Here is a 23964-nt window from a genome sequence, read left to right as displayed (position 1 = left end):
GGGTGATGGTCGACGTCTGCACGTCGCAGCACTGATTAGGCCGATTCCGATCGGTGCCGTACAGTTCACCGTACCGACGCGGGGTGGAGCAGCTCGGTAGCTCGCTGGGCTCATAACCCAGAGGTCGCAGGTTCAAATCCTGTCCCCGCTACTCGAACGTGAAGGCCCGGCATCCACCGGGCCTTCACTGCGTGTGTGCCGATTCGGACCTGGCTCTCGGCGAACAGGGCACCGCGGTCGCAGAAGCCGTCAACGCACTGGGCTGCAACGACGCCGCCTCAGCCACCGTTCTCACGGAATCGAGGCCCTGACGCAAGGAGGCAATCCAGACGTCGCAGACCACTTCCGAGTCCTCGCCGTCGCTGGGCAGGAACGGCGCTTCGAAACCCTCCTTACGAACCCGATACCAGGGCTCGTCCCACCCTCGCTCGAATCGGTTCAGACGATGTGCTGCGGCTCATCGCGCGAGTGTCCCTGCTCGGGGCATCGATCTCAACCGGGGCCCTCTGTCCCGTTGCCGCCGCCTGCGGCCAGAGCTGGGGACGTTCGTCCGTACGCACTCCGTACGCATCTGGGCAAAGTCCGTACGCCGACAACCTCGTCGGTGGCCCAGGACGGCCCTTGGGGCCGGACCGCGGCAACTGCCGTGACGACGACCAGATCAAGGCGTCCTGGACCCCTTCGTCCCCGACCCGCGCACCGGCCGACGGCTCCGCCCCGGCTGACGGCAAGCACGCGGCTTCGTGGATTCCTGGACTCGGGGAACCACGAACCCACCCCCTCGGGGCACCGGTCGAGGTGATGTCGCGGGCGGGTCGATGCCTGTCCAGCGCGGCCGAACGCCGGGTCCTGTCTACTGCTGGCGGGCGCCGGTGCGGCGGATGCTGTAGGCGGCGGCGCCGACGAGGAGGACACCGGCGCCGGTGAGCGCGGAGGTCAGCGGGAGCGCGAAGGCCAGGACGAGGCAGCCGGCGAGGCCGATGAGGGGGATGATCCGGGCCGGGCGGCCTTCGGCCGGGGTCAGGGTCCAGGCAGAGGCGTTGGCGATGGCGTAGTAGGCCAGGACACCGAAGGAGGAAAACCCGATCGCTGCGCGGACGTCCGTGGTCGCGGCCGCGACGGCGACGACAGCGCCGACGAGGAGTTCGGCACGGTGAGGGACCTTGAACTTCGGGTGCACGGCTGCCAGGGCGTGGGGCAGGTGATGGTCGCGGGCCATGGCCAGGGTGGTGCGCGAGACGCCGAGGATGAGCGCGAGCAGGGAACCGAGGGCAGCGACGGCGGCGCCGACGCGTACGACGGGGACGAGCCAGTCCGTGCCGGCCGTCCGCGCGGCCTCCGTCAGCGGGGCCTCGGCGGCGGCGAGGCCGTGCGGGCCGAGGACGAGCAGGACGGACACGGCGACGGCCGCGTAGACGAGGAGGGTGACGCCCAGGGCGATCGGGATGGCGCGCGGGATGGTGCGGGCAGGGTCGCGGACTTCTTCGCCGAGGGTGGCGATGCGGGCGTAGCCGGCGAACGCGAAAAACAGCAATCCGGCGGCCTGCAGCACACCGCCCGCCGTCGCGTCCGAGCCGATGTCCAGGCGAGACGTGTCCACGGTGCCGGAGGTCAGCGAAGCGACCACGACGGCGGCGAGGACCGAGAGGACCATGGTCACGATGACGCGGGTGAGCAGGGCGGACTTGTGGACGCCTGCATAGTTGACTGCGGTGAGGGCCACTACGGCGGTGACGGCGACCGCGTGGGCCTGGCCTGGCCAGAGGTAGGTGCCGACGGTCAGAGCCATGGCCACGCAGGAGGCGGTCTTGCCGACGACGAAGGCCCAGCCGGCCAGGTAGCCCCAGAATTCGCCGAGTCGCTCGCGGCCGTAGACGTAGGTGCCGCCTGAGGCGGGGTAGAGGGCGGCGAGCCGGGCGGAGGAGGTGGCGTTGCAGTAGGCCACGACCGCTGCCAGGGCGAGGCCGAGCAGCAGGCCGGAGCCGGCCGCGTGGGCGGCCGGGGCCAGGGAAGCGAAGATGCCGGCGCCGATCATCGATCCGAGCCCGATCATCAGCGCGTCGGGTACCCCGAGGCGCCGCTGGAGCTCGTCGGGCACGCCGGGGGCGGCCGAGGGCGTGCTGCTCAATGTCGTATCTCCTTGTCGGCGGTGACCGCGGACATGCTTCCCAGTCCGCGCGCACGGTAAGGGATCGAACTGAACACCGCGCGCTGGAGAGCCGTTGAGGCAGTTGAGCAGCGGGTTCGATGGCGCTGCTGGGGTGGGCGCTGCCTACTCGTCGGGGGTGCCGCGGACGAGCGTCGAACCAGGTGCCGGGTGACCTGGGAGGGGCTCTCGGATCAGCGAGGGGTGCCCTGAGTCTCAGACGGCCGTTCGCGGCGGGGGGTGCCGAGCCGTTCCAGGTGCGCATGCAGGACTTCTGCGGCTTCCTCTGCGGTCAAGTGACCTATGAGGACATGGGTGGTGAGGCCGTCGGCGAGAGCAAGCAGAGTGCGGGCCTCGTGCTGCGGGCTGGGCGGCGTAGCGCCTTCGTCGGCCGAGCCGCTCTCGTCGGCCTCCGTGATGAGGCGGACGAGGAGGTTCTGGAGGGCCGCGTAGCTGGTTCTCAGTGGGCCGGTGAGCGGCTCGCTGACAGCGGCCTGAGCGACGAACGCGAGCCAGGTCCGTGCTTCGGCGCGGTGTTCCTCGCGCAGCAGGGCGATCTCGTTGGTCACGTGGCTCAGGGCCGTGGCAGCCGGCTGGGCCGGGCTTGCGGCCAGGCGGGCCCTTGCACGTTCGATGATGCGGTCGCCGACGTGGTCGACGGCGAAGAGGAGCATCTGCCCCTTGCTGCGGAAGCAGCGCTGCACGGCGCCCAGTGAGACCTGCGCGCGGGCGGCGACGTCGCGCATGCTCACTCCCTCAGGTCCGTGTTCCTCGACGAGGAGGCAGACGGCCTCGGCGATCCGGCGGCGTCGGCCTTCGTAGTCGACCTGTTTGGGCATGCTCGGTCAGCCTCCTTTTTCCGATACGATCGTATCGCTACGGCCCAGGGTTCGGACACAAGCACTGCAGCATGTGGATAGGGAGCGCGATGATCAGGCAGAACGCCCTGTGGGCAATGACCGCCGCCGCTCAGGCGGAGGCGGTCCGCTGCGGAGAGATATCGGCGGTCGAACTGGTCGACGGCCACCTGCAACGCATCGCCGAGGTCAATCCACAGGTCAACGCGGTCACGCAACTGCTGGCCGAGCGAGCCCGCGAGGCCGCGGCACACATGGATCAGCGGCGGGCAGCGGGCGAGGAACTCGGGCCGCTGGCCGGCGTGCCGTTCACGGTGAAAGAGACCACCGCTGTCGAAGGCGTTCCGACCACACTCGGAACGGCACGCTTCCGCGACTTGGTGGCTCGGGCCGACGCACCCCCTGTGGCCCGGCTCCGCGCGGCGGGAGCCATACCGATCGGCCACAGCAACATGCCCACCTTGGTCCTGGCCGGGATGCACACCCGCAGCGAGCTGTTCGGCGACACCGTCAACCCGTGGAACCGGAGCCGGACCCCGGGCGGCAGCAGCGGCGGTGACGCAGTGGCCGTCGCCACCGGCATGGCCGCGCTCGGACTCGGCAACGACTCCGGCGGATCCGTACGGATCCCGGCCTCGTTCTGCGGCGTGACGGGGCTGAAGCCGACCACCGGGCGGTTCCCCGCCGACCACCGTGTCCTGGGCCCGGACGACCCGGGGCCGGCCTCACAGATGCTGGTCACCGACGGGCCCTTGGCCCGTACGGTCGCCGACCTGCGGCTGGCGTACGAGGCGCTGGCCGGGACCGACCCGAGGGACCCGCGGGCCGTACCCGTGCCCCTCTACGGCGAACCGCTGCCGGGGCCGGTCAAGGTCGCGGTCGTCGCCGACCCCGGCGGCCACGGCGTTCATCCCACGGTCCGCGCGGCTGTCACGGCCGCGGCCGACGCGTTGGGCGACGCCGGGTACGACGTGCGGGAGATGGCGGACGTTCCACGGTCCGATGAGGCCCTGGAGGCGTATGGCCGGATCACCGTGACCGAATTCGCGCCGACCTGGCCGGTGGTGCGCAAACTGCTCGGCGAAGGCGGAGACCGCTACATCCAGATGGCCATGGAGAAGACTCCGCCTGCGAACGCCGCGGAACTCACCAGGCTGATGGGGACCTGGCTCGGCATCCGCCGCTCCTGGGCGAAGTTCCTCGACGAGTTCCCGCTGCTGCTCGGACCGGTGTTCACCGAGCCGGCCGTCGAGCCGGGCCTGGAGTCACGCGACGAAGCGGGACGGGAGCGGGTCACCGAGGGCATGCGCCTGTGCACGATGACCAGCTTTGTGGGCGTGCCCGCGGTCGCCGTACCGACCGGAGTCAGCGACGGACTGCCGTCCGGCGTGCAGATCGTCGGGCGTGCGTTCCGGGAAGACCTGTGCCTGGCCGCCGCCCAGGAGATCGAGGACCGCCTCGGCGTGCTCGCGCCGGTCGACCCTCGCCCGGAAGTCCCGGCTGCCGCGCGGTAGTCAAAGTCGCGCCTCGTGAACTTGCACAGCGCTGCCGACGAGGCTCACGGCCGCGTCCTGGAGCTGCGCGACGAGTACGGCCGGCCCACCGCGCGGGAGCGGACCGACGAGCAGCCTTCGCTGTACGAGAAAGCCCGGCAGCTGTGACGCTGAGGCGGTCCGGACCGCCGTCACCGCCGACGCACCGTCACTTCCCGCCAGAGCAGCGCACGTGCAGCGGACCGAATTCGACGCGATCAGGGCTCCTGCCCGCGGCCGCGCGTGTTCCGTACGCCGACCGGACCACGGGCCGCCTGACCGGCCCCGTCCCGCTCGGTCGGCGTGCGCATCGGCCCCTGCGGATACGCGATCGAGCCCCGGACATCGGTCCGGGACTCGATACCCACGACTGCCGGACCGACAGCCCCGCCCCCACCCCTCGCGTGCCCATCAGGGCGGTGAGCCAGGACTCGGCCAGCCGGACGGCGAACCCTCAGGCACTACTGTGATCACCGACCTGACAGAATTTCATACGGGGGATGACTCGCTTGAGCGCGATTGTGTTCAACCTGACGACCGCGGCGCTGCTGGTGCTGATGTTCCGGACCGGGGTGCTGCTCGTAGGCGACGAGACGATCCGTCGTCGGCCGGTCCCCTGGGGAGCGATCGCCCTGACCGGTCTGGCCGTCGGCGCGGTGCTCCTCCAGGCGGCCTGGCCGGGCGCGATGAACGCGCTGGACAATGATCCACGCAGGAGCGGCTGGTGGCGTGTGCTGACCTCGACGTTCATGCAGAACGGCGGAACCTTCGGCGCCATCTGGAACATCGTCACCCTCGCGGCGATCTCGGCGCTGGCACAGTGGTTCTGGCGCTGGCCGCTGATGCTCACGCTGTTCGTCACCGGCATCTTGCTGCCCCAGCACATCGACGCCCTGTTCGGTGAAACCGCCCGCGGTACCGACCCACGCAACTTCGCCGGCAGCTCCGGTGCGACGTACTTCCTCGCCGCCACCCTGGCCGCGGGCCTCGTACTGACCAGCACGGCCACCAAAGAGCGGTTGCTCGCGGTGAGCGTACCGGCGGCAGGCCTCGCGATGTGGCTGACCCAGGACAACGGGCACGGACTCGTGACCTGCTACGGATTCGCCCTCGGCCTGGCCGTCCTGCCGGGTGCCCGCCGGCTGCCGCACCGAATCGCCCCGAACGCACCGCTGCCGGTGGCCGCTCCCTCTCGGAGCGGCTCACAGCGGGTGCCCCTGGGCCAGCCATAACCGACCGCCGAACGGCGAACCCCATCCGTGACTGACGTCCGCTGGGCCAGAACAGCTCGCACTGACCCCCTGCGGTCGGGCGAGCGAGCCCCGCGCAGGCCGGCGACGGCAGTAGTCGGCCAGGTCAGGGCATGGGCGGGAGGAAGCGGAGTCCGGCAGGCCGATCACCAGGCCGCCTGCCTCCCGGCACCGAACCCGCCCATGTCTGAGCACCGCCGTCCCACCACTGCCCGTCCGAGCATGAACCGAAGTCGGTCTGCTGGTCGGGCCGCCGTTTCGGCCTCACCCGCCGCTGGGTGTAGCGGTCAGGCAGGAGGGCGTCGCCCGGTGCCGCCGCCGCTCCCGTTCAGCGGGATCAAGGTCTCCAGGTGAGCGCCTTTGACCCAGGCGCCCAGCAGATCGCGGTGCAAAGCCACGATGTCCTGCCGCAGCGCCAGGCCCAGCGCGGCCTTGGTGAATGTGCGGCAGGTGGCGACGAACAACGCGACGTCCGCGCCGTGTTCGAGGCGTGCGGTGCCGACGAACTTCTGCATGTCCTGCGAGGACACGCTCCGGTGGGGCGCGTATTTCTTGCACTGGACGACCAGCTTGCGGCCGTCGGCCAGGTAGCCGACGACGTCCGCGCCCAGGTCGCCGCTTCTGCCGCTGACGACGACCTTCGTGCAGCCGTCCCGTCGGCACAGCTCGGCGACGTACGTCTCGAACTCCTGCCACGACAACGCGTCGACGTCGGCCATCGACAACTCCCGTGCCCTGGCGTCCTCCTGTGCCCGCCAGGCGCGGTCCTGGCCGACCGCGTGACGGTGCGCCCGCAACAGCGTCCAGCCCGTCCCGCCCACCACGGCCGCGGCGAGCACGGCCACCAGGACGGGCCACACCGTCGACCAGTGCCCGGCCACCCGTACCGCGGCGACCAGTGCCACCACCGCGCCCCAAGCCCGCAACTGCCTACGCGTCCGCTTCTTCAGGTGCCGACGCCCTCGACGTGCCGTCATCAGTCACCCTCTCCCCTGCCCCGTGATCCGCAGTGGTCGTCGGCAGGTGTCGTCCGGCATTCGCGTGTAGGGGGATTCATCGGCCGGCCTCGGTGACGCCGCTCGCGAGCTGTCCCAGGAGGTTCAAGATCCCCTGGCCGTCCGGGGTGGAGCGATCAGGACGCCCAGTGCCAGGACAATGGCGACGGTCAGCTTCTCGTCGAAGCGGCTACGGGCCTCCGTACGCCGCCGCAGCCGCCAGACGACGATGACCCCGAGCAGCAGCGTCACATTGATGGTCAGCAACCGTCCGACCTCCCCCGACGACCGGCCGTCACAGGTGGGAACGGCGGGACGCCGTTCCGGGCCTCTTGTGTAGCCGGGCCCCGATGATGTCGGAGGCGGGTCGTCGACGAATGGCATAGAACCATCGAGACCTGGCCGAATACCGCGCGACAGATCAGTCGGTCCCACGCACGAAAGGTGCCGAGCACACGCGGACGGGATCTGCCGGACGCCGGCCGTGGCGGTGACCCGGTCGTACGCGGCACGGGTTTCCTCGTCGTCCGCTGTCCGCCGTCTTGAGTGAGGACGTGGCCGACGCAGCACCAGAAGCGCGCCGTTCCCGCCGGTGCCGGTGCGGTCTCCAGGGTGCGGTGGCCGGGCTGGCTGTCGAGGGCGGACAGTATGGTGACGGGCGCCGCCGCCCGGGGAGGGCGGCGGACCCGACGCCTGAGGGAGCGCGGTGGCCCTTCGCGTCACTCGTCGTCGCGCAGCCGCGTCGCCAGGGAGGTCAACGGCTCGGTCTTCTCGGTGTGGCCCAGCGCGGTCAGGCGGGTGACCGCAGCGTCGAGGCGGGTGAGAGCGGGGGCGGGGCGCTCCAGGTAGACGCCCTCCACCGCCCCGGCGAGCCGGACGCACTCGGCCCACTCACCGGCGTGTTCCTGGTCCTCCCTCGGATCGCCGAGCAGGGCGAGTGCCTTCTCCAGGGCGGTCAGGGCGTCCTCGTACTGGCCCGCGTAGGCGTTGACCCGGCCGTGTTCGTAGGCCAGTGCGGTGTCCAGGGAGCGGTCGCGGGCCTCGAAACCGGCGGCGCGTGCCTCGTCGGCGATCCGACCGGCGTCGGCGAGGTGCGCGAGGGCTCCGGCCAGGCCCTCCGCGCCCTGCTGGTGGGCCTGGAGCCGGGCGAGTTCGCGCAGACAGCTGCTGAGCTGCTCGTAGCGCGGAGCCAGGGTGTGGGCGGCGAGCGCCTGCTGGACGACCTCGCGGGCGCGGTCGAACTCGCCGGACTCGCCGAGCAGTACCGCCGTCTCCGCGGTGATCATGGCGTGGCTCGACGGGTCGTCGTCCCAGTCGGCCGATTCCGCCGCGAGGGAGACGAACTCCGCCGTGGCGGCCTTCAGGTCCTCGCCCGCGTGCAGCGCACGGGCGCGGGTCAGCCGCAGCTGCGCGACCAGCCTGTCGTCCAGCTCGCCGGCGACGACGTCGGGTTCGATCAGGAGCGAGTCGAGCAGGGCGATGCAGTCCTCGACACGGCCCAGGTCGAGGGTGAGCTGGGCGGCGTTGCTGTAGGTGCAGTACGCATCGGTCCGGCTGCCGCGACGGAGGTCCAGCTCGGCCGAGCGCGTCAGGTGCCGCAGGGCCTCGTCCGGGCGACCCAGGTGCATGCAGGCCTGGGCCAGCATGGCGTGGCCGCGATCGGCGTCGGTCACGTTCCCCGGCCAGTCGGCGGCCAGTCGCAGCGCCTCGGTCAGGTCCGCGTGCGCGGCCTGCGGCTCCCGGAGACCGAGCTGGAGCTGGCCGCGGAGCACGAGTGTGCGGGGCAGGTGCCAGGCGGGGCCGTCCGCCCGCAGCCGGTCGAGCAGGGCGTCGATCTCGGTGACGGCGGCGGGCAGGTCGCCGGCGAGGGCGTGGGTGCTGGCCCGCAGCAGCCGGGCGCCGGAGATCTGTCCGGCGACCTCGTGCCGGACGGAGTATTCGTGCAGCAGGTCGATCTCGGCGAACGTCGGCGCCACGTGCGCCTCGTCTCCCGAGGTCTGGAGGCGCAGGCCGAGCACGGTCGCCCGCAGCCGCAGCAGGCGGGCTTCCTGCCACGGCGCGAGGTCCGGTGTCTCCTCGTGCGAGCGGACCATGGCGGCGTGGGCGTCGGTCAGCGCGGCGGTCTTCTCGGCCGGGTCGGCGTCCTCGCCGGCATTCTCGGCGGTGGCGAGCAGCGCGCCGGCGCGCGCGAGCGCGGCGTCGCCCGGCAGGCCCGCTTCCTCGTAGAGGGCGGCGGCCTGCGCGTACAGGGCGATGGCTGTGGAGAAGTCGTCCCGCTCCCCCGCTCGGCCGGCCTCGTCGGCCAGCACGTCGGCGCGCAGTCGTGCGAGCGGGCCCACGTCCGGGTCGTCGGGATGGGTGTAGTCGCAGGCGTCGAGCAGGGTGCGCAGCCGGGCCCAGCAGGCTCTGGCGTCCGGGTGTCCCTCTTCCTCCAACGACCGTGCACGGGCGATGAGTTCAGGGAGCGACTCGGGAAGGGGCGCGGCCGTGCGGGCGGTGGACGCGGACGCGGTGGACGTGGGGGTGGCGGCCGGGGCCACGTCCTCAAGGGTGCGGATCCGCAAAGTCAGTTCGAGGGCCTCCAGAAGCGGGGCGCGCTCCAGGCGGGCGCCGCGGCGGTCGGCGTGCGCCGTGGTCCCGTTGCGGCTGTCGAAGCGGGCGGCGAGGTCGTCGGCGCGGCCGCGGACCTCCGCGCGCAGGGCGGCCACGGTCCAGGTGCGGCCGGCGTATCCGGCGGCGGGCAGTTCGCCGTGGCCCAGGAACTCCACGCGCTGGAGGAGGACCTCGACGCCGGTGAGAAAGCTGAGCAGGTCGAGCGGCGAGTCGACCTCGTCGAACAGGTTCCGGTTCTCCGCGAGCAGTTCCAGGCCTCGCGCCTCGTTGCCGGTCAGTGCGCAGAACTCCAGGTGCCGACCGACCTCTGCGGACATGGCGGGGTTGCGACGGCAGGCGCGGTACCCGGCGAGATGCAGTTCGCGGGCCTCGTCGGCTCGGCCGGTGCGCAGCAGGGGCAGCAGCGCGTACGAGGCGGAGCGGGCCGGCTCCTCCTGGCATGACCGCTTCCCGGCGAGGACCGGCTCCCAGATACGCAGCGCCCGCTCGTCGTCGCCGGCCGTGAGGTGGTGGCGGGCTCGCTCGCAGATCTCGCAGGCCTCGCAGTCGCTGAACGGGGTGCGCACGCGGGCCGCCCACAGTTCGTAGGCGGCGGCGGTGTCCTGACCCAGATGACTCGCCAACTGGTAGGCCTGCCCGTAGCAGGGCTGGAGGCCGAGACCGGCCTTCTCGTACCGGTCGCGCATCTCCGTCAGCCACTGGCGCAGGCCGGACAGCGGGACCTCGGGCAGTGCGCGCAAGGCGTTCGCCACCCACTTGAACCGCCAGAAGAGCTGGTTGCGCTGGCGCTCGTCGAAGACGTCGGGCTGCTCGTCGAAGAGGGTGAGCAGGCGGGCGAAGACGACGGGCGACTTCCGCGGTTCGGAGCCATAGGTGTACGCCTCCTGGAGTTCGAGGAGCGCGTCGATGAGCGGCTCGGGCTCTGCGAACTGTTCGGCGGCTTCGGTCAGTTCCTCGGCGATGGCGGTGCGGGTGCGACCGTAGGGGCGGCGGTCGTTCTCCTGGAGCGCCTGGTACAGCTCGTCGGTGGTCTGGGGTGCGGTCGGCATCGTCAGCTGTCCTTGCGGAGGGCGTGGGCGAGGAGGTCGAGGAAGGAGCGGTTGATGAGGCTCGACTCGGCGGGCCTGAGCGGGCGCCGGGACAGCATCGCGGCCTGCCCGTAGAGGGCTTCGGCGCTGGTACGGGCGAGTTCGGGCTCGTCGATGGCGACGGCGGCGCGGACCAGCGGGTTGAGCTGGTTGAGGATCAGCTGGGCGCGCGGCTCCTGCCGGCTGAGGTGGCCGAGGATGTCGCCCCACAGCCCGCCCTCCTGCTCACGGGCGAGCCGGGAGCGGGTGCGCTCGTGCCGGGCCTCGCGGCTGTCGATGAGGAGCGCGGGAGCGGAGGCGGGCTGGAAGGAGCGCAACGCGACGTCGCAGTCGAAGACGGCGAGGGCGTCCCGGGCCCGGGCGAGGTAGGCGGCGGCGGCGAGTTCCGTCTCGCGGTCGACCGGGTCGAGGTGGGCGGTGAGGGTCGCCGGGTCGAGGTCGGCGACGACGGCCTCCGGGCGTATCTCGGGTAGCCGGTGGACCAGTTGCCGGTCGTATGTGTAGCCGCCGTTGACGACGCCGAGCCCGGCGGCCGAGGCGATGGCCGCGACCTGGCGGAACTCCTCCACGCTGGAGGTCACGAGCACGGTGCGGTGGGTGCGCGCGAACTCGTCGAGGGTGGTGTGTCCGTCGGTGGTCTCGAACGGCAGCCACGGCAGCAGCATCCGCAGGATCTCGTCGTCGTGCACGGCGAGCGACTTGACGGCCAGGTGGTGGATCTGGAGGAAACGGGCAAGCAGGTCCGGGTCGCTGGCGGCGGTCCGGGCGATCCATGCCCTGAGCCGCTCGGCGAGGGCGTCACGGACCGCGGCGAGCGTCTCGTCCTCGTAGAGGGACTCGCGGGACGCGGTCGGGCGCAGGCTCTCGGCGTCGATGACGCACCGGACGAAGAACGCCCACTCGGGCAGGATCTCCTCGGCCTGCTCGGACAGCAGCATGCCCTTGACGTGTACCCGGTGGCCGTGGCGGCGTCCGGCGGGAACGGCTTCGGACAGCACGCAGGCGATGCCCTTCAGGCCCACGGCGGGCAGGTCCAGCTCGATGGTGTCCAGCGGCTTGAAGCCGAGGACGTCCTCGCCGTACGCCGCCAGTGCGCGCGAGCGCGTGCCCGGCGTCGGGTAGGTACGGGCCCAGGGGGCGGGATCGGGGTTGACGGGCAGGGCCGGGCCGTCTCTGCCGTCGTCGAAGGTCACCGGGTGTCGCAGCAGGGAGCCGAAGTGCGCTGCCAGGGCGTGTACTCGGGTGGGTGCGGTCCACTCCGTCGCGTCGGCGCGCGGCGTCAGGGTGACGGTGGTGCCTGGCCGGAGCCGGGCAGAGCCGGGCAGGGTGCGGACGCTGTAACTGCCGTCGCCGCGTCCCCGCCACTCGACGGCGGGCGCGTCGGGGGTGCGGGCGGTGCGGCTCACCACGTGGATCTCGTCGGCAACCAGGAAGCAGGAGAGCAGACCGATGCCGAACTGACCGATGAAGTCGCCGCGTTGCTCGGCGATCCTCCCCCAGCCCCGAACGGGCTCTTCCTCGGGGCCTCCGGCTGCGCGCTTGCTGCTGCGGCCGATGGTGGCGAGGAAGCTGTGCACGTCGGCCTCGGTGAGACCCACGCCGTCGTCCTCGACGCGTACGACCGAGCCGTCTGCGTACAGACGGATGCCGAAGGCGTCGGCGGGGGCGCCCGGTTCGAGGCGGTGCCGGGCGGTCAGGGCGTCCACCGCGTTCTGCAGGAGTTCACGCAGGTAGACGCGGGGGCTGGAGTAGAGGTGGTGGGAGAGGAGATCGACGAGGCCGCGCAGATCCACCTGGAAGGTGCGGTCGGCACCGGCCGGGTGCGCGGGCGTGTCGGGCAGAGTCATCTAGGAGTCCCGGGTGGGGTGTTCGAAGGGCGACGGAGGCGGCGAAGTGCTTTCGGCGCCACAGGCGCGGTGGACTGCCGTGCAACCGCGGGCGCGGTGCGCGCTGCCTCGGAGCCACGAGCGCCGTGGGCTGCCATGGGCGGCCACAGAGACGCAGGGCGCCGGGGGTTGACCGGCGGGGCGCCGTGCCTCGGGGCACAGGCCCGGTGGCGGCTCAGGCGTGTCTGCGGAAGTGGGCGTACTGCTTCTCCGGCTGAGCCATGTACTTCCAGGGCCATGGGGTGTACGCCCCACCCAGCTCGTGGAAGACACGCGGGGCCACGGTGCTCTCAGCGGCCAGCGACAGGGCCATGGCGAAGATGTTGAAGTCCTCCTGCCAGCCGATGCGCCGCTCGTAGGAGGGGTGGAGGATGCTGCGCTCGGCCGCGTCCCTCAGCTCGTTCTGGATCTTCGGCGTGTCGAGGCAGTCCTTGCTGTCCGACTCCACCCAGTTCTCGATGTGGGCCATGGCGACCACACAGCCGAGGCGATGGCCCTCCGGCGCGGTGGTGAACGCCTCCCGCGCGAACTCCAGGGCCTGGCCCGGTTCACCGCTCCACCGGGGCTGAAGGTACGACACCCACTCGATGTGGGTCTCCAGGTCCAGCGGGTCGCGGCGCAGGGCCGCGTCGAGCCGGACCTCGTTGACGCCGAAGCCGACCGACATGCCTCGTCCGGACGTCAGGAGGCGGCGCCACGGCGTGATCCACTCCGGACGCAGCTCGGCGGCCTCCAGGAGCTGATCCTCGGCGATACGGAGCCGTTGGTAGAAGACCTGCCACTGTTCCCGCGAGACGTCGACGGCGCGTGCGCTGGTGCGCGCCTCCCAGCCCCAGAGGACGTGACGCGCCCCGGATATCAGCAGGGCCGTCGCCCGGTGCTCCTTGTCCTCCTCAGCGGCCCGGACGATCCAGTCCTGCACCCCGTCCACGTCGGCCAGTTCGGCCAGAACCTGGTGGTCACGGCCGATGTCGAAGAGGGCCAGGGCCGCCTTGACCGCCTCCCAGTCCGCCTCCTCGCAGGCCTGCACCAGCGCGAGCACCCGCACGTCGCCGAGCGCGTCCAGTGTGTACACACCACTTCTGCGCCGGGCGGTCAGGGCGTACGGATTCGGCTCCGGTCTCTTCTCGCCCCCGCCGAACAACTTGCGGAACATGCCGCGCCCTCCCCTGGTTTCGCATGATCGTCCGGTGCAGCATAAGGGGCCCCACTGACACCTTCGCCACAGGGCCTTCACCCCAGCTCCACGGGCTTACGCCGGCACCCGCGCGCGCTTCCCCTGCCCCGGCGGCCGCATCCGCGAGCGGGGCCCGTGACACGCCGTCACGACACCCGGCCGAAGGGCCATGGGCCGGCGGCCCGGTCCCACCCCCCGCGCGACGATGCTCCGGTACCTGCCGCCGCGACGGGGCAGGGCCAGTCGGCGCGGGCCAGGACGAACGGGGCCGGGGGTCCGCGCCGGAGCGTGTACGGGCGGCGGCTGCCGCGAGCACGGTTCCTCGACGCCGCTCATACGGCGTGGGGCCTACGACGCGAACGCGGCCTTGCTTTTGGCGTCGGGTTGGCAGATAACACTGTGGTCGGACCACGGACCAAGCCAGGTGCGCCGGTCCGGACAGGTGCGTCCGACCGAGTCCTCGCAAAGGACAGCCGACCGTCCCCGTTCGACGGCAGGGAAATCAGATGTCACAACGCAGTGACCTCCAGCGGCGCAGGACGGCTGCGGAGAGCGAATGGTCCCGCCTGGTACCGCAGTTGAAGACCACGGGAGCGGCGGCGACAAGCGGTGCCGCGGCCCTGCGCCAAGAGCTGGCCGAGTCCTGGGCCCGCTCGCTGCGCAGCGTGGACCCCGGCCAGGACAGCGCACCGGTCACCGACGGCGGCGCGGTGCGCCACCGCTGGACGGACTCGCCCCTGCGCCGGCCGGTCGACGACCTCTCCGACGAACTGCACAGCATCGCCGACGACGCCGGGTTCGTCACCGCGGTCACCGACGAGTCCGGGACCATCCTGTGGACGTGCGGCGGGCGGACCATGCGCCGCCGGGCCGAGCAGGTCAACTTCGCGCCCGGCGGGCGGTGGGACGAGCAGGCCATGGGCACCAACGCCCTCTCCCTCGCCCTGCGCACCGGACGCCCCGCCTCCGTCTTCTCCGCCGAGCACCTGGTGTCGGCACTGCACGGGTGGGTGTGCTACTGCGCTCCCGTCCACGGCCCGGACGGGAGCGTCCTGGGCGTCCTGGACATGTCCACCACCTGGGACCGCTCGAACCCTCTGGCCATGTCCACGGTGCGCTCGCTGGTGTCGGCCATCGAGGTGCGGCTGCGCACCGAGCGGCCGCACCGGGCCGGTGCCGCCGGGGACGAGGTGCGCCTCAGCTGTCTGGGCGCCGGGCGGGCCGTGCGCGGAAACCACCCCCTCGGCCTGCGGCCACGCCAGGTGGAGATCCTGACGCTGCTCGCCCTCGAACCGGACGGCTTCTCACCGGAGCGGCTCCGGGAGGCCCTGTACGGCGGCCGGCCCGTCACCGCCTCCACCTTCAAGGCGGAGATCTCCCACCTGCGCCGGGCACTCGGCGGCGGCATCGCGACGCGCCGGTACGCCCTCACCGTCGTCCTGTCCTGCGACGCGGTGGAGGTGCTGCGCGCCCTGAGGCACGGTGACGCGGAGACCGCCCTGCGGCTCTACCGGGGACCGCTGCTTCCGCACTCCGTGGCGCCGGGCATCGAGGAGTGGCGCACGCATCTGGAAGTCGCCGTACGCGAGGCGGTGCTGGCGAGCGGTCACCCGGAACACGCCCTGCGCTACGGCGAACACGCCCCGTACGACACGGAGGTGCACGAGCACGCGCTGCGGCTCCTCGGCCGGGACGACGCACGCCGCGGGATCGCTGCCGGTCGGCTGGTCAGGGCGCTGCGCCACTGAGACAGGCCGCCGCGCGGATGCCCCGGCCTCGCCAACCTCACGCCAACCCGAAGGGCTCACCCTGGGCGGCGGCGCGGCGGCACCGGCCGTCGCAGCACCGCATCCGCCCGACCTTTCGAGGAGAGCCGCCATGGTGTACGCGCAGCCGGGAACCGAGGGCAGCATCGTCGACTTCGCCCGCCGCTATGACAACTTCATCGGCGGTGAGTGGGTCGCCCCCGTGGAGGGACGCTACTTCGACAACCCGTCGCCGGTGGACGGCAAGGTGTTCTGCGAGGTGGCCCGCTCCTCGGCCGCCGACGTCGAGCTGGCGCTGGACGCCGCCCACACCGCGGCCGACCGCTGGGGCCGTACCTCCGTCACGGAACGGGCGAACATCCTCAACCGGATCGCGGACCGCATCGAGGAGAACCTGGAGAGGATCGCCGTCGCCGAGACCTGGGAGAACGGCAAGCCCGTCCGGGAGACCCTGAACGTCGACATCCCCCTAGCGATCGACCATTTCCGCTACTTCGCGGGCGTGGTGCGCGGCCAGGAGGGCACCGTCGGCGAGATCGACGAGGACACCGTCGCCTACCACTTCCACGAACCCCTCGGTGTGGTCGGCCAGATCATCCCGTGGAACTTCCCGATCCTGATGGCCGCGTGGAAGCTCGCCCCCGCCCTGGCGGCCGGCAACTGCGTGATCATCAAGCCCGCCGAGCAGACCCCGGTCAGCCTGCTGAAGGTCATCGAGCTGATCGCCGACCTGCTGCCGGCCGGCGTGATCAACGTGGTCAACGGCTTCGGCGTGGAGGCGGGCAAGCCGCTCGCGTCCAGCCCGCGCATCGGCAAGATCGCCTTCACGGGAGAGACCACCACCGGCCGGCTCATCATGCAGTACGCCTCCGAGAACATCATCCCGGTCACACTGGAGCTGGGCGGCAAGAGCCCGAACATCTTCCTGCCCGACGTGACGGCCGACGACGACGCCTACCTGGACAAGGCGGTCGAGGGCTTCGTGATGTTCGCGGTGAACCAGGGCGAGGTCTGCACCTGCCCCTCCCGGGCCCTGATCGCCTCCTCGATCTACGACGAGTTCATGTCCCGGGCTTTGGAGCGGACTCGGGCCATCAAGGGCGGCAGCCCGCTCGACCCGCAGACCATGATCGGCGCCCAGGCCAGCAACGACCAGTTCGAGAAGATCCTCTCCTACATCGACATCGGCAAGAAGGAGGGCGCCGAACTGCTCACCGGCGGCGGGCCGCGCACGGTGCCGGGTCTCGAGGGCGGCTTCTACGTCGAACCGACCGTCTTCAAGGGGACGAACGACATGCGGATCTTCCAGGAGGAGATCTTCGGCCCGGTAGTCTCCGTCACCACCTTCGACTCGCCCGAGGAGGCCGTCGAGATCGCCAACGACACCCTCTACGGACTCGGCGCCGGTGTCTGGACGCGCAACGGCAACCTCGCCTACCGCCTCGGCCGTGAGATCAAGGCCGGCCGCGTGTGGACCAACTGCTACCACGCCTACCCGGCTCATGCCGCCTTCGGCGGCTACAAGGGTTCCGGCATCGGTCGCGAGACCCACAAGATGATGCTCGACCACTACCAGCAGACGAAAAATCTTCTGGTCAGCTACTCGGAGCAGAAGCTCGGTCTCTTCTGATGAGCACCCGGGTGACGCGCGTCGTACTGACCGAGGCCGCCGAAGACCTGCTGCGGCGACTGACGTCCCGTCACGGACCTTTGATGTTCCACCAGTCCGGCGGCTGCTGCGACGGAAGCGCGCCCATGTGCTATCCGCGCGGTGAGTTCCGGGTCGGCGCGGCGGACGTCCTCCTCGGTGAGGTCGCCGGGGACACCCCGTTCTGGATGAGCGCCGCCCAGTACGCGTACTGGCAGCACACCCGCCTCACCGTGGACGTGGTGCCGGGCCGGGGCGGCGGGTTCTCCGTCGAGGCCCCGGAGGGGGTGCGCTTCCTGCTCCGGTCCCGGGTCTTCACCGACGAGGAGTGGGAATGCGTCCGCGCGGAACCGCCCCTGCCGACCGGGGCCGATCCCGCGCAGTGACTCGGCGCGGCGGCCACCGGGCGGGCACTGGCGTCGGTGACCGCGGGGCCGGACATCCGGGTGTCCGGCCCCGCCCCGCACAGCCGTTCGGAGTCGTCCGGGGCCTTGTTCCTCGCCTACGGCGTGGTGGGTGGGCAGGCCGATCCTCTGCTCCGTGGCGGTGCTCGCGCGGAACGCCGACTCGGCCGCGGCGGTACCGCGACTGTGGATCATGGTGGCTGACGGAACGGAGGGCGGGCCGATCGGCGCGCGTCGGACGCGGGCGGCGGGCGGCGCGGCTGGTCCTGGGGCTACCGTCGGCACGACGTCGTCGCTGACGACGACATCGGCTGGGCGCCCCTCGACCACACCGGCACCCAACTCGTCCACTTCGAAGCGGAGTCCGGTCCCAACGATGGGTGAGCTGCGCGGCGCGCCGCAGACGGTGCCGTCGGCGCCCCGGGCACTGGATGCCGAAAGCGGCCGTCGGCTGTGGGACCTGCCGGAGGAACTCACCTCCGTGCAGTTCGCACTCCCGGCCGCCGACCGGGCCATCGGGGAGACGGGCAGGTGGGACTCGGCCCTGCCCTGGTGCCGGCCAATGTCCTCGCGCCCCACTCCGAAGGCGTCGTGGTGCGCCCCGCCCCCCCGGTCCGCCGTACCCTCACCGCCTACACCCGCACCCGCCCCGACCCCACCGCAGTGGCCTTCTGCGACCTCCTCGCCCAGCAGCCCGCATCGACCCGACCGCGCTCCCGGCGGCCGTCGCGCTTCAGGCAGCGGATGGCCCGAACGCCCCTTGAGACTGTGTCCCGGACGTCGAGGCGGGTCGGCCGCTCGCAGCAGCGCAGGGCTGCGGTGAGCTGGAGAAGAGCAGGGTGGAGCCACGATGCCTTCTCACACCGCGTGAGCTTCAAGTCATGGCGGCGTCCCGGCAACGCTCCCCGCGACAACTCGTCTCGCGGCGGCGCGGGTTACTCAGCGATCAGGTGGGGGCGAGCACCTAGGAGGACGCGGCCTTCCTGGCGTGAGGCGGTTCTTCACCGCGTGGAAGGCCGGGGCCACGCGGGTGCGACGTCGGCGGTCCCGGCCTGCTAGCCGGACTCGGCGCCCCACCGCTGGGCGATCCTGTCGGCCGCGGCCAGCGGGAACGCGTGGTGCGAGACTCCCGGCAGGACCTCGGTCCGTGCTTCCGGAAGAATTCCGGCGACGGCCCGGGCTACGCGGCCGGGGTCGTGGCAACGGGCGCTCCCCGCCAGCAGCACGCGTACCGACAGCTTCCTGAGCGGGGCCGGGTCCGGCGACGGTCCGGTGACCGGGCGGACGGCCGGGAAGCCGGCGGTCTCTTCCTGGAGCCGCAGCCAGGCCGCGTCCAGGGCGGTTCCGCCAGCCTCCCAGGTGAGGAAGGAGCGGATCCGCCGGGAAGTGGGCCGCGCCAGCATCGGCAGCGCGCGCAGGACGTAGCGGGGACTGAGGCCGGTGAAGACCCGGGTCGGGTCGAGCAGGGCAAGGCCGGCGACCCGCTCGGGCCGCCGGGCCGCGTAGTGGGCGGCGATCCAGGCCCCGTACGAGTGCCCGCCGAGCAGCACCGGACCCGCGTCGGAACCCGCGGGACCGATCCCGTCGAGGACCGCGTCCAGCCAGCCGACGAGGTCGTCCACGGAACGGACCGGACGCCCGGGCTCAGGCGCGCTGAACCCCGGGTCCCCCATCAGGTCGACGCCGTGCACCCGATGACGGCGGGCGAGGCCGGCCGCGGCGCAGGCTCCCCACACCGTGGAGGTGGCACCGCCCCCGGGCAGCAGGACGAGCGGCGGGGACGTGGCCGAGCCGCAGCTGTTGACTCGGGTGACCCCGTAGGGCGTGCGCAGGTCGGCGCGATCGACCGGCCCGGGCCACTGGCCGAGGACCTCGTCGTAGGCGGTGCGGAAGGAATCGGGCACGGGTACGGGCACGGACATGGCGACCTCATTCTCTCGCCGTGCGATAATCTCGCTCAACGAGTGATCTTAGGCGGAGGCGACGTGGACGACAACCAGGACGATGGCCGTGGCAGCGCCGGCGGGAGCGGTCGCGGGCCGCAAGAGCCCGACACTCTGCGGCTGGTGCACCTGTTGCGCGCCGTGAGCGTGGAATTCGGCCTGCGTCAGTCCGAGTTCGCCGATCGCAATGCCATGCACAGCACCGACGTACGGGCGTTGATCTGCCTTCTCGACGCCGCCCGGGCCGGTGAGCCGGCCACCGCCGGCCTGCTCGGCAGGCGCCTCGGCCTCAACTCGGCCGGTACCACCGCCGTGATCGACCGGCTGGAGCGGCTCGGGCACGTGGCCCGGACCCGCGACGACCGCGACCGGCGCCGTGTCCTGCTGCGTGTCGAACCGGAGGCGATCCGTCTGGGGCAGGAGTTCTTCGGACCCGTCATCGACGGGCTGATGGGCGTGCTGGACTCCTTCGGCCCCGCCGAACGCGACACCGTGCGGCGCTTCCTGACGGCCGCCCACGCCGTCCTCGGCCCGGAGCAGGACCGATGACCGCTCCCGGGGCCCCGAGGGGCGGAGAAGTGTGATGGCTCGCCGACCGGGGTCCTTCCGGCCGGCACAGTCCGGGCACTTCCTCCAGGACTGCCGCTACAACGGCGTCACCATGCTGGACGCCCACGAACCACGCCGAGACACGGGATCATGCCGGTACGCGTCCGATGAGCGCCGGGACACCCGGCCGGGCACATGGCCGAACAGGATGCCGTCGTTGGGTGGGACGGGCTTGAGTCTCCCGTGGGGGGAGACACCAAGGTGGGGGCATGGACGGCGACACGCTCTACTCGATCGGTGAACTGGCGCGGCGGACCGGTCTGACGGTCAAGACCATTCGGTTCTACTCCGATCGCGGGATCGTGGCGCCGACGGACCGCAGCCCGGCCGGCTACCGCCGCTACACCATCGATGCCGTCGCGCGCTTGGACCTTGTGCGGACCCTGCGGGACCTGGGGCTGGATCTGTCCACGATCCGAGGGGTCGTGGAGCGGGAACTCTCGCTTCCTGAGATCGCCGCCACGCACGCCGAAGCCCTGGCCGTGCGGATCCGGGTCCTGCGCCTTCGGCACGCGGTGCTGACGGCGGTGGCCGAGCGCGGACTCACCGCAGAGGAGACGGATCTCGTGCACAAACTGGCCCGGCTTTCCGGGGACGAGCGCCGACGTCTGATCGGGGATTTCCTCGATGCCGCCTTCGACGGTCTCGGTGCCGACCCCGCGTTCGCGGGGATCAGACGCTCGATGACACCCGAAGTACCCGACGACGCCGGGGTGGAGCAGGTCCGGGCATGGGTGGAATGGGCCGAACTCGCCCTGAACCCGGACTTCCGCGCCGGCATGCGGCGGATGGCCGGGGATCACGCGGCCGAACAGGCGCAGGGTGACACCACGGGCCCGCGCCGCGATCTCACCGCCGTCGTCCGCGACCAGGCCGGTTCCGCTCTGGCGGCGGGCATCGACCCGGCCTCACGCCAGGCCGATCCGATCGTCGCGGCGCTGGCGGCTCACCATGCCCACGTCCTCGGCCGCTCCGACGACGCCGAGTTGCGCCGCCTGCTGCTGGCCCGGCTGGAAGGCGTGAACGACGCCCGTCGGGACCGGCACTTCCAGCTGCTCGCGGTGATCAACGGCTGGCCCGCCCCGCAGAGCCTGGCACCGGCGCTCAGCTGGTCCATCCAGGCCGTCCGCGTCCGAACGGAGCGATAGTCGGGCACAGGCCGGGCGGTCGCCGGAGCGGTGGCGGGCGCCGTTGGCCCGTTCCGTGGGCTTCCGGCGGGGTCACAGGGAGTGGAGGAGGGCGAGGGTCTGCTCGAGTTCGTGCCGCGACGCGCGTGCGGCGGCCTCCGCATCTCCTGCCACTACGGTGTTCACGAGGACGGCGTGGCCCTCCTCGCCATGGTGGGGGTCGTCGGCCCGCAGGTCGAGCAACTCGACCAGGGCGAGCAGCTGTTGTTTCAGCACCGGCACGAACTCGGTGAACAGCCCGGTCAGCACGGGGTTGTGCGCCGCGGCGACCACCGCCTCGTGCAGCGCGATGTCGGCCTCGACGAACTCGGCGTCGTCGGCGCTCCCCGCCGCACGGCGCCTGGCCAGGGCCTCCCGCAGGGCGGTGACGTCGGCCTCGGTGCGGCGCCCGGCGGCCAGCCGCGCGGCTCCGACTTCGACGAGCAGGCGGACTTCGTAGACATCGTTGATGGCCGCCTGCCGGAGCCGGGTGGACCAGTCCTCCCTGGGCGTGGCCGCGATGACGAAGACACCGGATCCCTGACGGGCCCGCACCAGCCCCGCGCCGGCGAGGGCTCGTAGGGCTTCGCGGACGGTGGAGCGCCCCACACCGAGGGATGTGGCCAGGGCGACCTCGCCGGGAAGCTTCGTCCCCACGGCCCACTCACCGCTGGTGATCTGCTCGCGCAGGTGCGCGGTGGCCTGTTCGACCAAGGGGGACGGCCGCAACGCGCCTAGTGGCATGTGAGGTTCACCTTTCCACTCCGCAGGTTGTCTGAGGAGCTGAGTTGTCGTTACTGTACCCGCATGCTGCTGCGCGAGCGTCTTCTCCTCGGCTGCCGCTGCGGGGCCTGAAACGACCGGCACCCCGCAGCGGGGTCCGAGGCTGCGCCGGTCTCCTGATGGCCGACTGAGAGAAGTTCCGCACGATGGCTTACGCCTCTCGAAGCACAGTGTTTCCCACCCTGCGCACCCCCCGCGGTGACATCCCGGCGGACGCGCCGAGTTGGAATCCCCAGCGCCCGAGTGTGATGCCGCACCACCGCTACCAGCCCGCGCACCAGCGGGTCGCTCTGCCTCTGACCGACAGGACCTGGCCGTCACGCCGACTGGAGCGGGCTCCGCTGTGGGTGCCGGTCGACCTGAGGGACGGCAACCAGGCCCTGGCAGAGCCGATGGACACCGAACGCAAGCGCCGGATGTTCGATCTCCTGGTCACCATGGGCTTCAAGGAGATCGAGGTCGGTTACCCCTCCGCGAGCCAGACCGACTTCGACTTCGTACGGCACCTGGCCGACAGCGAGGCCGTCCCCGACGATGTGACCATCTCCGTGTTCACCGCGGCTCGCCGGGACCTGATCGACCGGACCATCGCCTCCGTCGAAGGTTTGCCCCGCACCCTGGTCCACCTGTACACCGCGACCGCGCCCACCTGGCGGAACGTGGTCCTGGGGCGCTCGCGCGCGGCGGTCCACGCGCTGATCCACGACGCCGCCACGTATCTCGTGCGCCGCGCCGAGGAACGGCCGCGGGCCGACATCCGGTTCGAATTCTCCCCGGAGGTCTTCAACCTCACGGAGCCGGACTTCGTCCTGGAGGTGTGCAACAGCCTCACCGAGCTGTGGGAGGCGAGCCCGGACCGGCCGGTGGTCCACAATCTGCCGGCGACGGTGGAGATCGCCACGCCCAACGTGTACGCGGACCAGATCGAGTACATGGATCGCCACCTGGCGCGCCGCTCGTCGGTGATCCTCTCGGTCCACCCGCACAACGACCGCGGGACCGGCGTCGCCTGTGCAGAACTCGCCGTCCTGGCGGGGGCGCAGCGCGTCGAGGGGTGCCTGTTCGGCAACGGCGAGCGGACCGGGAACGTCGACCTGGTGACCCTGGCGTTGAACCTGTATGCGCAGGGTGTGAACCCGATGGTCGACTTCTCCGACATCGACGCGGTGCGCGAGGTGGTGGAGCACTGCAACCGGCTGCCGGTCCACCCCCGGCACCCCTACGGCGGCGACCTGGTGCACACGGCGTTCTCCGGCACCCACCAGGACGCCATCGCCAAGGGCATGGCCCACCATGCCGAGCAGGCAGCGGAGAAGGGTGTACCCGTCGGGGAGGCCCCGTGGGCGGTTCCGTACCTGCCCATCGATCCCGGTGACATCGGCCGCACGTACGAGGAGGTCATCAGGATCAACTCCCAGTCCGGCAAGGGCGGCATCGCCCACCTTCTCCGGACCCACCATGGCCTGAACCTGCCGCAGGCGATGCGGCCGGACTTCTCCCGCACGGTCCAGCACGTCACCGACACCACCGGCGAGGAGCTGTCGCACAAGGAGCTGTGGGAGCTGTTCCACAGCACCTACATCGCTCCGGCCCAGGACGGCCCGGTCACACTGGAGTCCTGGAACACGGCCGAACCCGCCCCGGGCGAACACCGGTTCACCTGCACGCTGCGCACGAGCGGCCGTGAACAGGTCTGTCAGGGAAGCGGGAACGGGCCCCTGTCCGCCTTCGCCGACGCCCTGCGCGGCATCGGCGTCACCGTCGACATTCTCGGCTACACCGAGCACTCCACCGACACCGGGCCGGGCAGCCCCGCCGTCGCGTATGCCGAGTGTCGCGTCGACGATGTCGCCTGCTGGGGCGCCGGCTGGGACACCTCGGTCCTCACCGCCTCCGTCCACGCGGTCATGGCCGCTGTCAACCGTTCCTGGCAGGACCACTCGTAAAGGCTGACGCCTACCCCTCGGGACGGTTCGCCGGCGCATCGAAAGCCGGCTGGGGAACGGCCCGGAACGCAGAAAACCCCGCACCGTGAGGTGCGGGGTTTTCCCTAAAATTTGTTCGGCGGTGTCCTACTCTCCCACAGGGTCCCCCCTGCAGT

The 23964-nt window shown here is 71.6% G+C and carries 17 protein-coding genes, 1 tRNA gene and 1 pseudogene; 10 read left to right on the top strand and 9 right to left on the bottom strand.

Features of this window, described 5'->3' with window-relative positions:
* Positions 1–77: 77 nt before the first annotated feature.
* Positions 78–151, top strand: a tRNA-Met gene (locus ACH5A8_RS32755).
* A 702-nt stretch (positions 152–853) separates the two neighbouring features.
* Here ACH5A8_RS32755 and ACH5A8_RS32750 read toward each other — a convergent pair.
* Together ACH5A8_RS32750 and ACH5A8_RS32745 are read right to left on the bottom strand one after the other, a co-directional pair.
* Positions 854–2128, bottom strand: a complete 1275-nt coding sequence (locus ACH5A8_RS32750; protein WP_399007646.1) for an APC family permease — start codon at positions 2126–2128, stop codon at positions 854–856.
* Positions 2129–2340: 212 nt separating this feature from the next.
* Positions 2341–2985, bottom strand: coding sequence for a TetR/AcrR family transcriptional regulator (locus ACH5A8_RS32745; protein ID WP_399007645.1), 645 nt, complete (start codon positions 2983–2985; stop codon positions 2341–2343).
* 89 nt (positions 2986–3074) lie between these two features.
* Between ACH5A8_RS32745 and ACH5A8_RS32740 the strand changes: the two genes are divergently transcribed.
* The 3 genes from ACH5A8_RS32740 (at position 3075) to ACH5A8_RS32730 (ending at position 5767) form a co-directional block, all read left to right on the top strand.
* A complete protein-coding gene (locus ACH5A8_RS32740) occupies positions 3075–4517 on the top strand; it encodes an amidase (RefSeq protein WP_399007644.1) in 1443 nt (480 codons plus the stop codon).
* Between the two features lie 15 nt (positions 4518–4532).
* Complete coding sequence (locus ACH5A8_RS32735) at positions 4533–4664, top strand: hypothetical protein (RefSeq protein ID WP_399007643.1); 132 nt, start codon at positions 4533–4535, stop codon at positions 4662–4664.
* A gap of 371 nt (positions 4665–5035) precedes the next feature.
* Complete coding sequence (locus ACH5A8_RS32730) at positions 5036–5767, top strand: hypothetical protein (RefSeq protein ID WP_399007642.1); 732 nt, start codon at positions 5036–5038, stop codon at positions 5765–5767.
* Positions 5768–6072: 305 nt separating this feature from the next.
* Here the strand turns inward: ACH5A8_RS32730 and ACH5A8_RS32725 are convergent, their stop codons facing one another.
* From ACH5A8_RS32725 to ACH5A8_RS32705, 5 genes and pseudogenes are all read right to left on the bottom strand, one after another.
* A complete protein-coding gene (locus ACH5A8_RS32725; RefSeq protein WP_399007641.1) occupies positions 6073–6762 on the bottom strand; it encodes a restriction endonuclease in 690 nt (229 codons plus the stop codon).
* A gap of 76 nt (positions 6763–6838) precedes the next feature.
* Positions 6839–7047, bottom strand: a pseudogene (locus ACH5A8_RS32720) (hypothetical protein).
* Between the two features lie 452 nt (positions 7048–7499).
* Positions 7500–10442, bottom strand: coding sequence for a hypothetical protein (locus tag ACH5A8_RS32715; RefSeq protein ID WP_399007640.1), 2943 nt, complete (start codon positions 10440–10442; stop codon positions 7500–7502).
* A gap of 2 nt (positions 10443–10444) precedes the next feature.
* Positions 10445–12328 (bottom strand): HSP90 family protein, encoded by a 1884-nt coding sequence (locus ACH5A8_RS32710; RefSeq protein WP_399007639.1) that lies wholly within the window; start codon positions 12326–12328, stop codon positions 10445–10447.
* A gap of 214 nt (positions 12329–12542) precedes the next feature.
* Complete coding sequence (locus ACH5A8_RS32705; protein ID WP_399007638.1) at positions 12543–13523, bottom strand: hypothetical protein; 981 nt, start codon at positions 13521–13523, stop codon at positions 12543–12545.
* Between the two features lie 527 nt (positions 13524–14050).
* On the opposite strand from ACH5A8_RS32705, the gene ACH5A8_RS32700 reads away from it, so the two are divergent.
* The 3 genes from ACH5A8_RS32700 to ACH5A8_RS32690 all read left to right on the top strand — a co-directional run bounded on the left by ACH5A8_RS32700 (position 14051) and on the right by ACH5A8_RS32690 (position 17344).
* Positions 14051–15292 (top strand): transcriptional regulator, encoded by a 1242-nt coding sequence (locus ACH5A8_RS32700; protein ID WP_399007637.1) that lies wholly within the window; start codon positions 14051–14053, stop codon positions 15290–15292.
* A gap of 130 nt (positions 15293–15422) precedes the next feature.
* The gene (locus tag ACH5A8_RS32695) at positions 15423–16940 is read left to right on the top strand and encodes an aldehyde dehydrogenase family protein (RefSeq protein ID WP_399007636.1); all 1518 of its coding nucleotides are present in this window, start codon (positions 15423–15425) and stop codon (positions 16938–16940) included.
* A complete protein-coding gene (locus ACH5A8_RS32690; RefSeq protein WP_399007635.1) occupies positions 16940–17344 on the top strand; it encodes a DUF779 domain-containing protein in 405 nt (134 codons plus the stop codon). Before ACH5A8_RS32695 ends, ACH5A8_RS32690 begins: the two co-directional genes overlap by 1 nt.
* Positions 17345–18417: 1073 nt before the next feature.
* Here ACH5A8_RS32690 and ACH5A8_RS32685 read toward each other — a convergent pair.
* Complete coding sequence (locus ACH5A8_RS32685) at positions 18418–19284, bottom strand: alpha/beta fold hydrolase (protein WP_399007634.1); 867 nt, start codon at positions 19282–19284, stop codon at positions 18418–18420.
* A 135-nt stretch (positions 19285–19419) separates the two neighbouring features.
* On the opposite strand from ACH5A8_RS32685, the gene ACH5A8_RS32680 reads away from it, so the two are divergent.
* On the top strand, positions 19420–19854 hold the full coding sequence (locus ACH5A8_RS32680) for a MarR family transcriptional regulator (protein ID WP_399007699.1): 435 nt from the start codon (positions 19420–19422) through the stop codon (positions 19852–19854).
* Positions 19855–20123: 269 nt separating this feature from the next.
* The gene (locus tag ACH5A8_RS32675; protein WP_399007633.1) at positions 20124–21062 is read left to right on the top strand and encodes a MerR family transcriptional regulator; all 939 of its coding nucleotides are present in this window, start codon (positions 20124–20126) and stop codon (positions 21060–21062) included.
* 72 nt (positions 21063–21134) lie between these two features.
* On the opposite strand, the gene ACH5A8_RS32670 is transcribed toward ACH5A8_RS32675, so the two are convergent.
* Positions 21135–21824 (bottom strand): FadR/GntR family transcriptional regulator, encoded by a 690-nt coding sequence (locus tag ACH5A8_RS32670; RefSeq protein ID WP_399007632.1) that lies wholly within the window; start codon positions 21822–21824, stop codon positions 21135–21137.
* Positions 21825–22009: 185 nt separating this feature from the next.
* On the opposite strand from ACH5A8_RS32670, the gene leuA reads away from it, so the two are divergent.
* The gene (gene leuA / locus ACH5A8_RS32665; protein ID WP_399007631.1) at positions 22010–23809 is read left to right on the top strand and encodes a 2-isopropylmalate synthase; all 1800 of its coding nucleotides are present in this window, start codon (positions 22010–22012) and stop codon (positions 23807–23809) included.
* Positions 23810–23964 lie beyond the last annotated feature (155 nt).

Source organism: Streptomyces sp. NPDC018610 (assembly GCF_044391765.1).
In the GTDB taxonomy this organism is placed as follows: domain Bacteria; phylum Actinomycetota; class Actinomycetes; order Streptomycetales; family Streptomycetaceae; genus Streptomyces.
The sequence above is the reverse complement of the archived record's forward strand: the minus strand, read 5'-3'. Positions and strand labels throughout refer to the sequence as shown.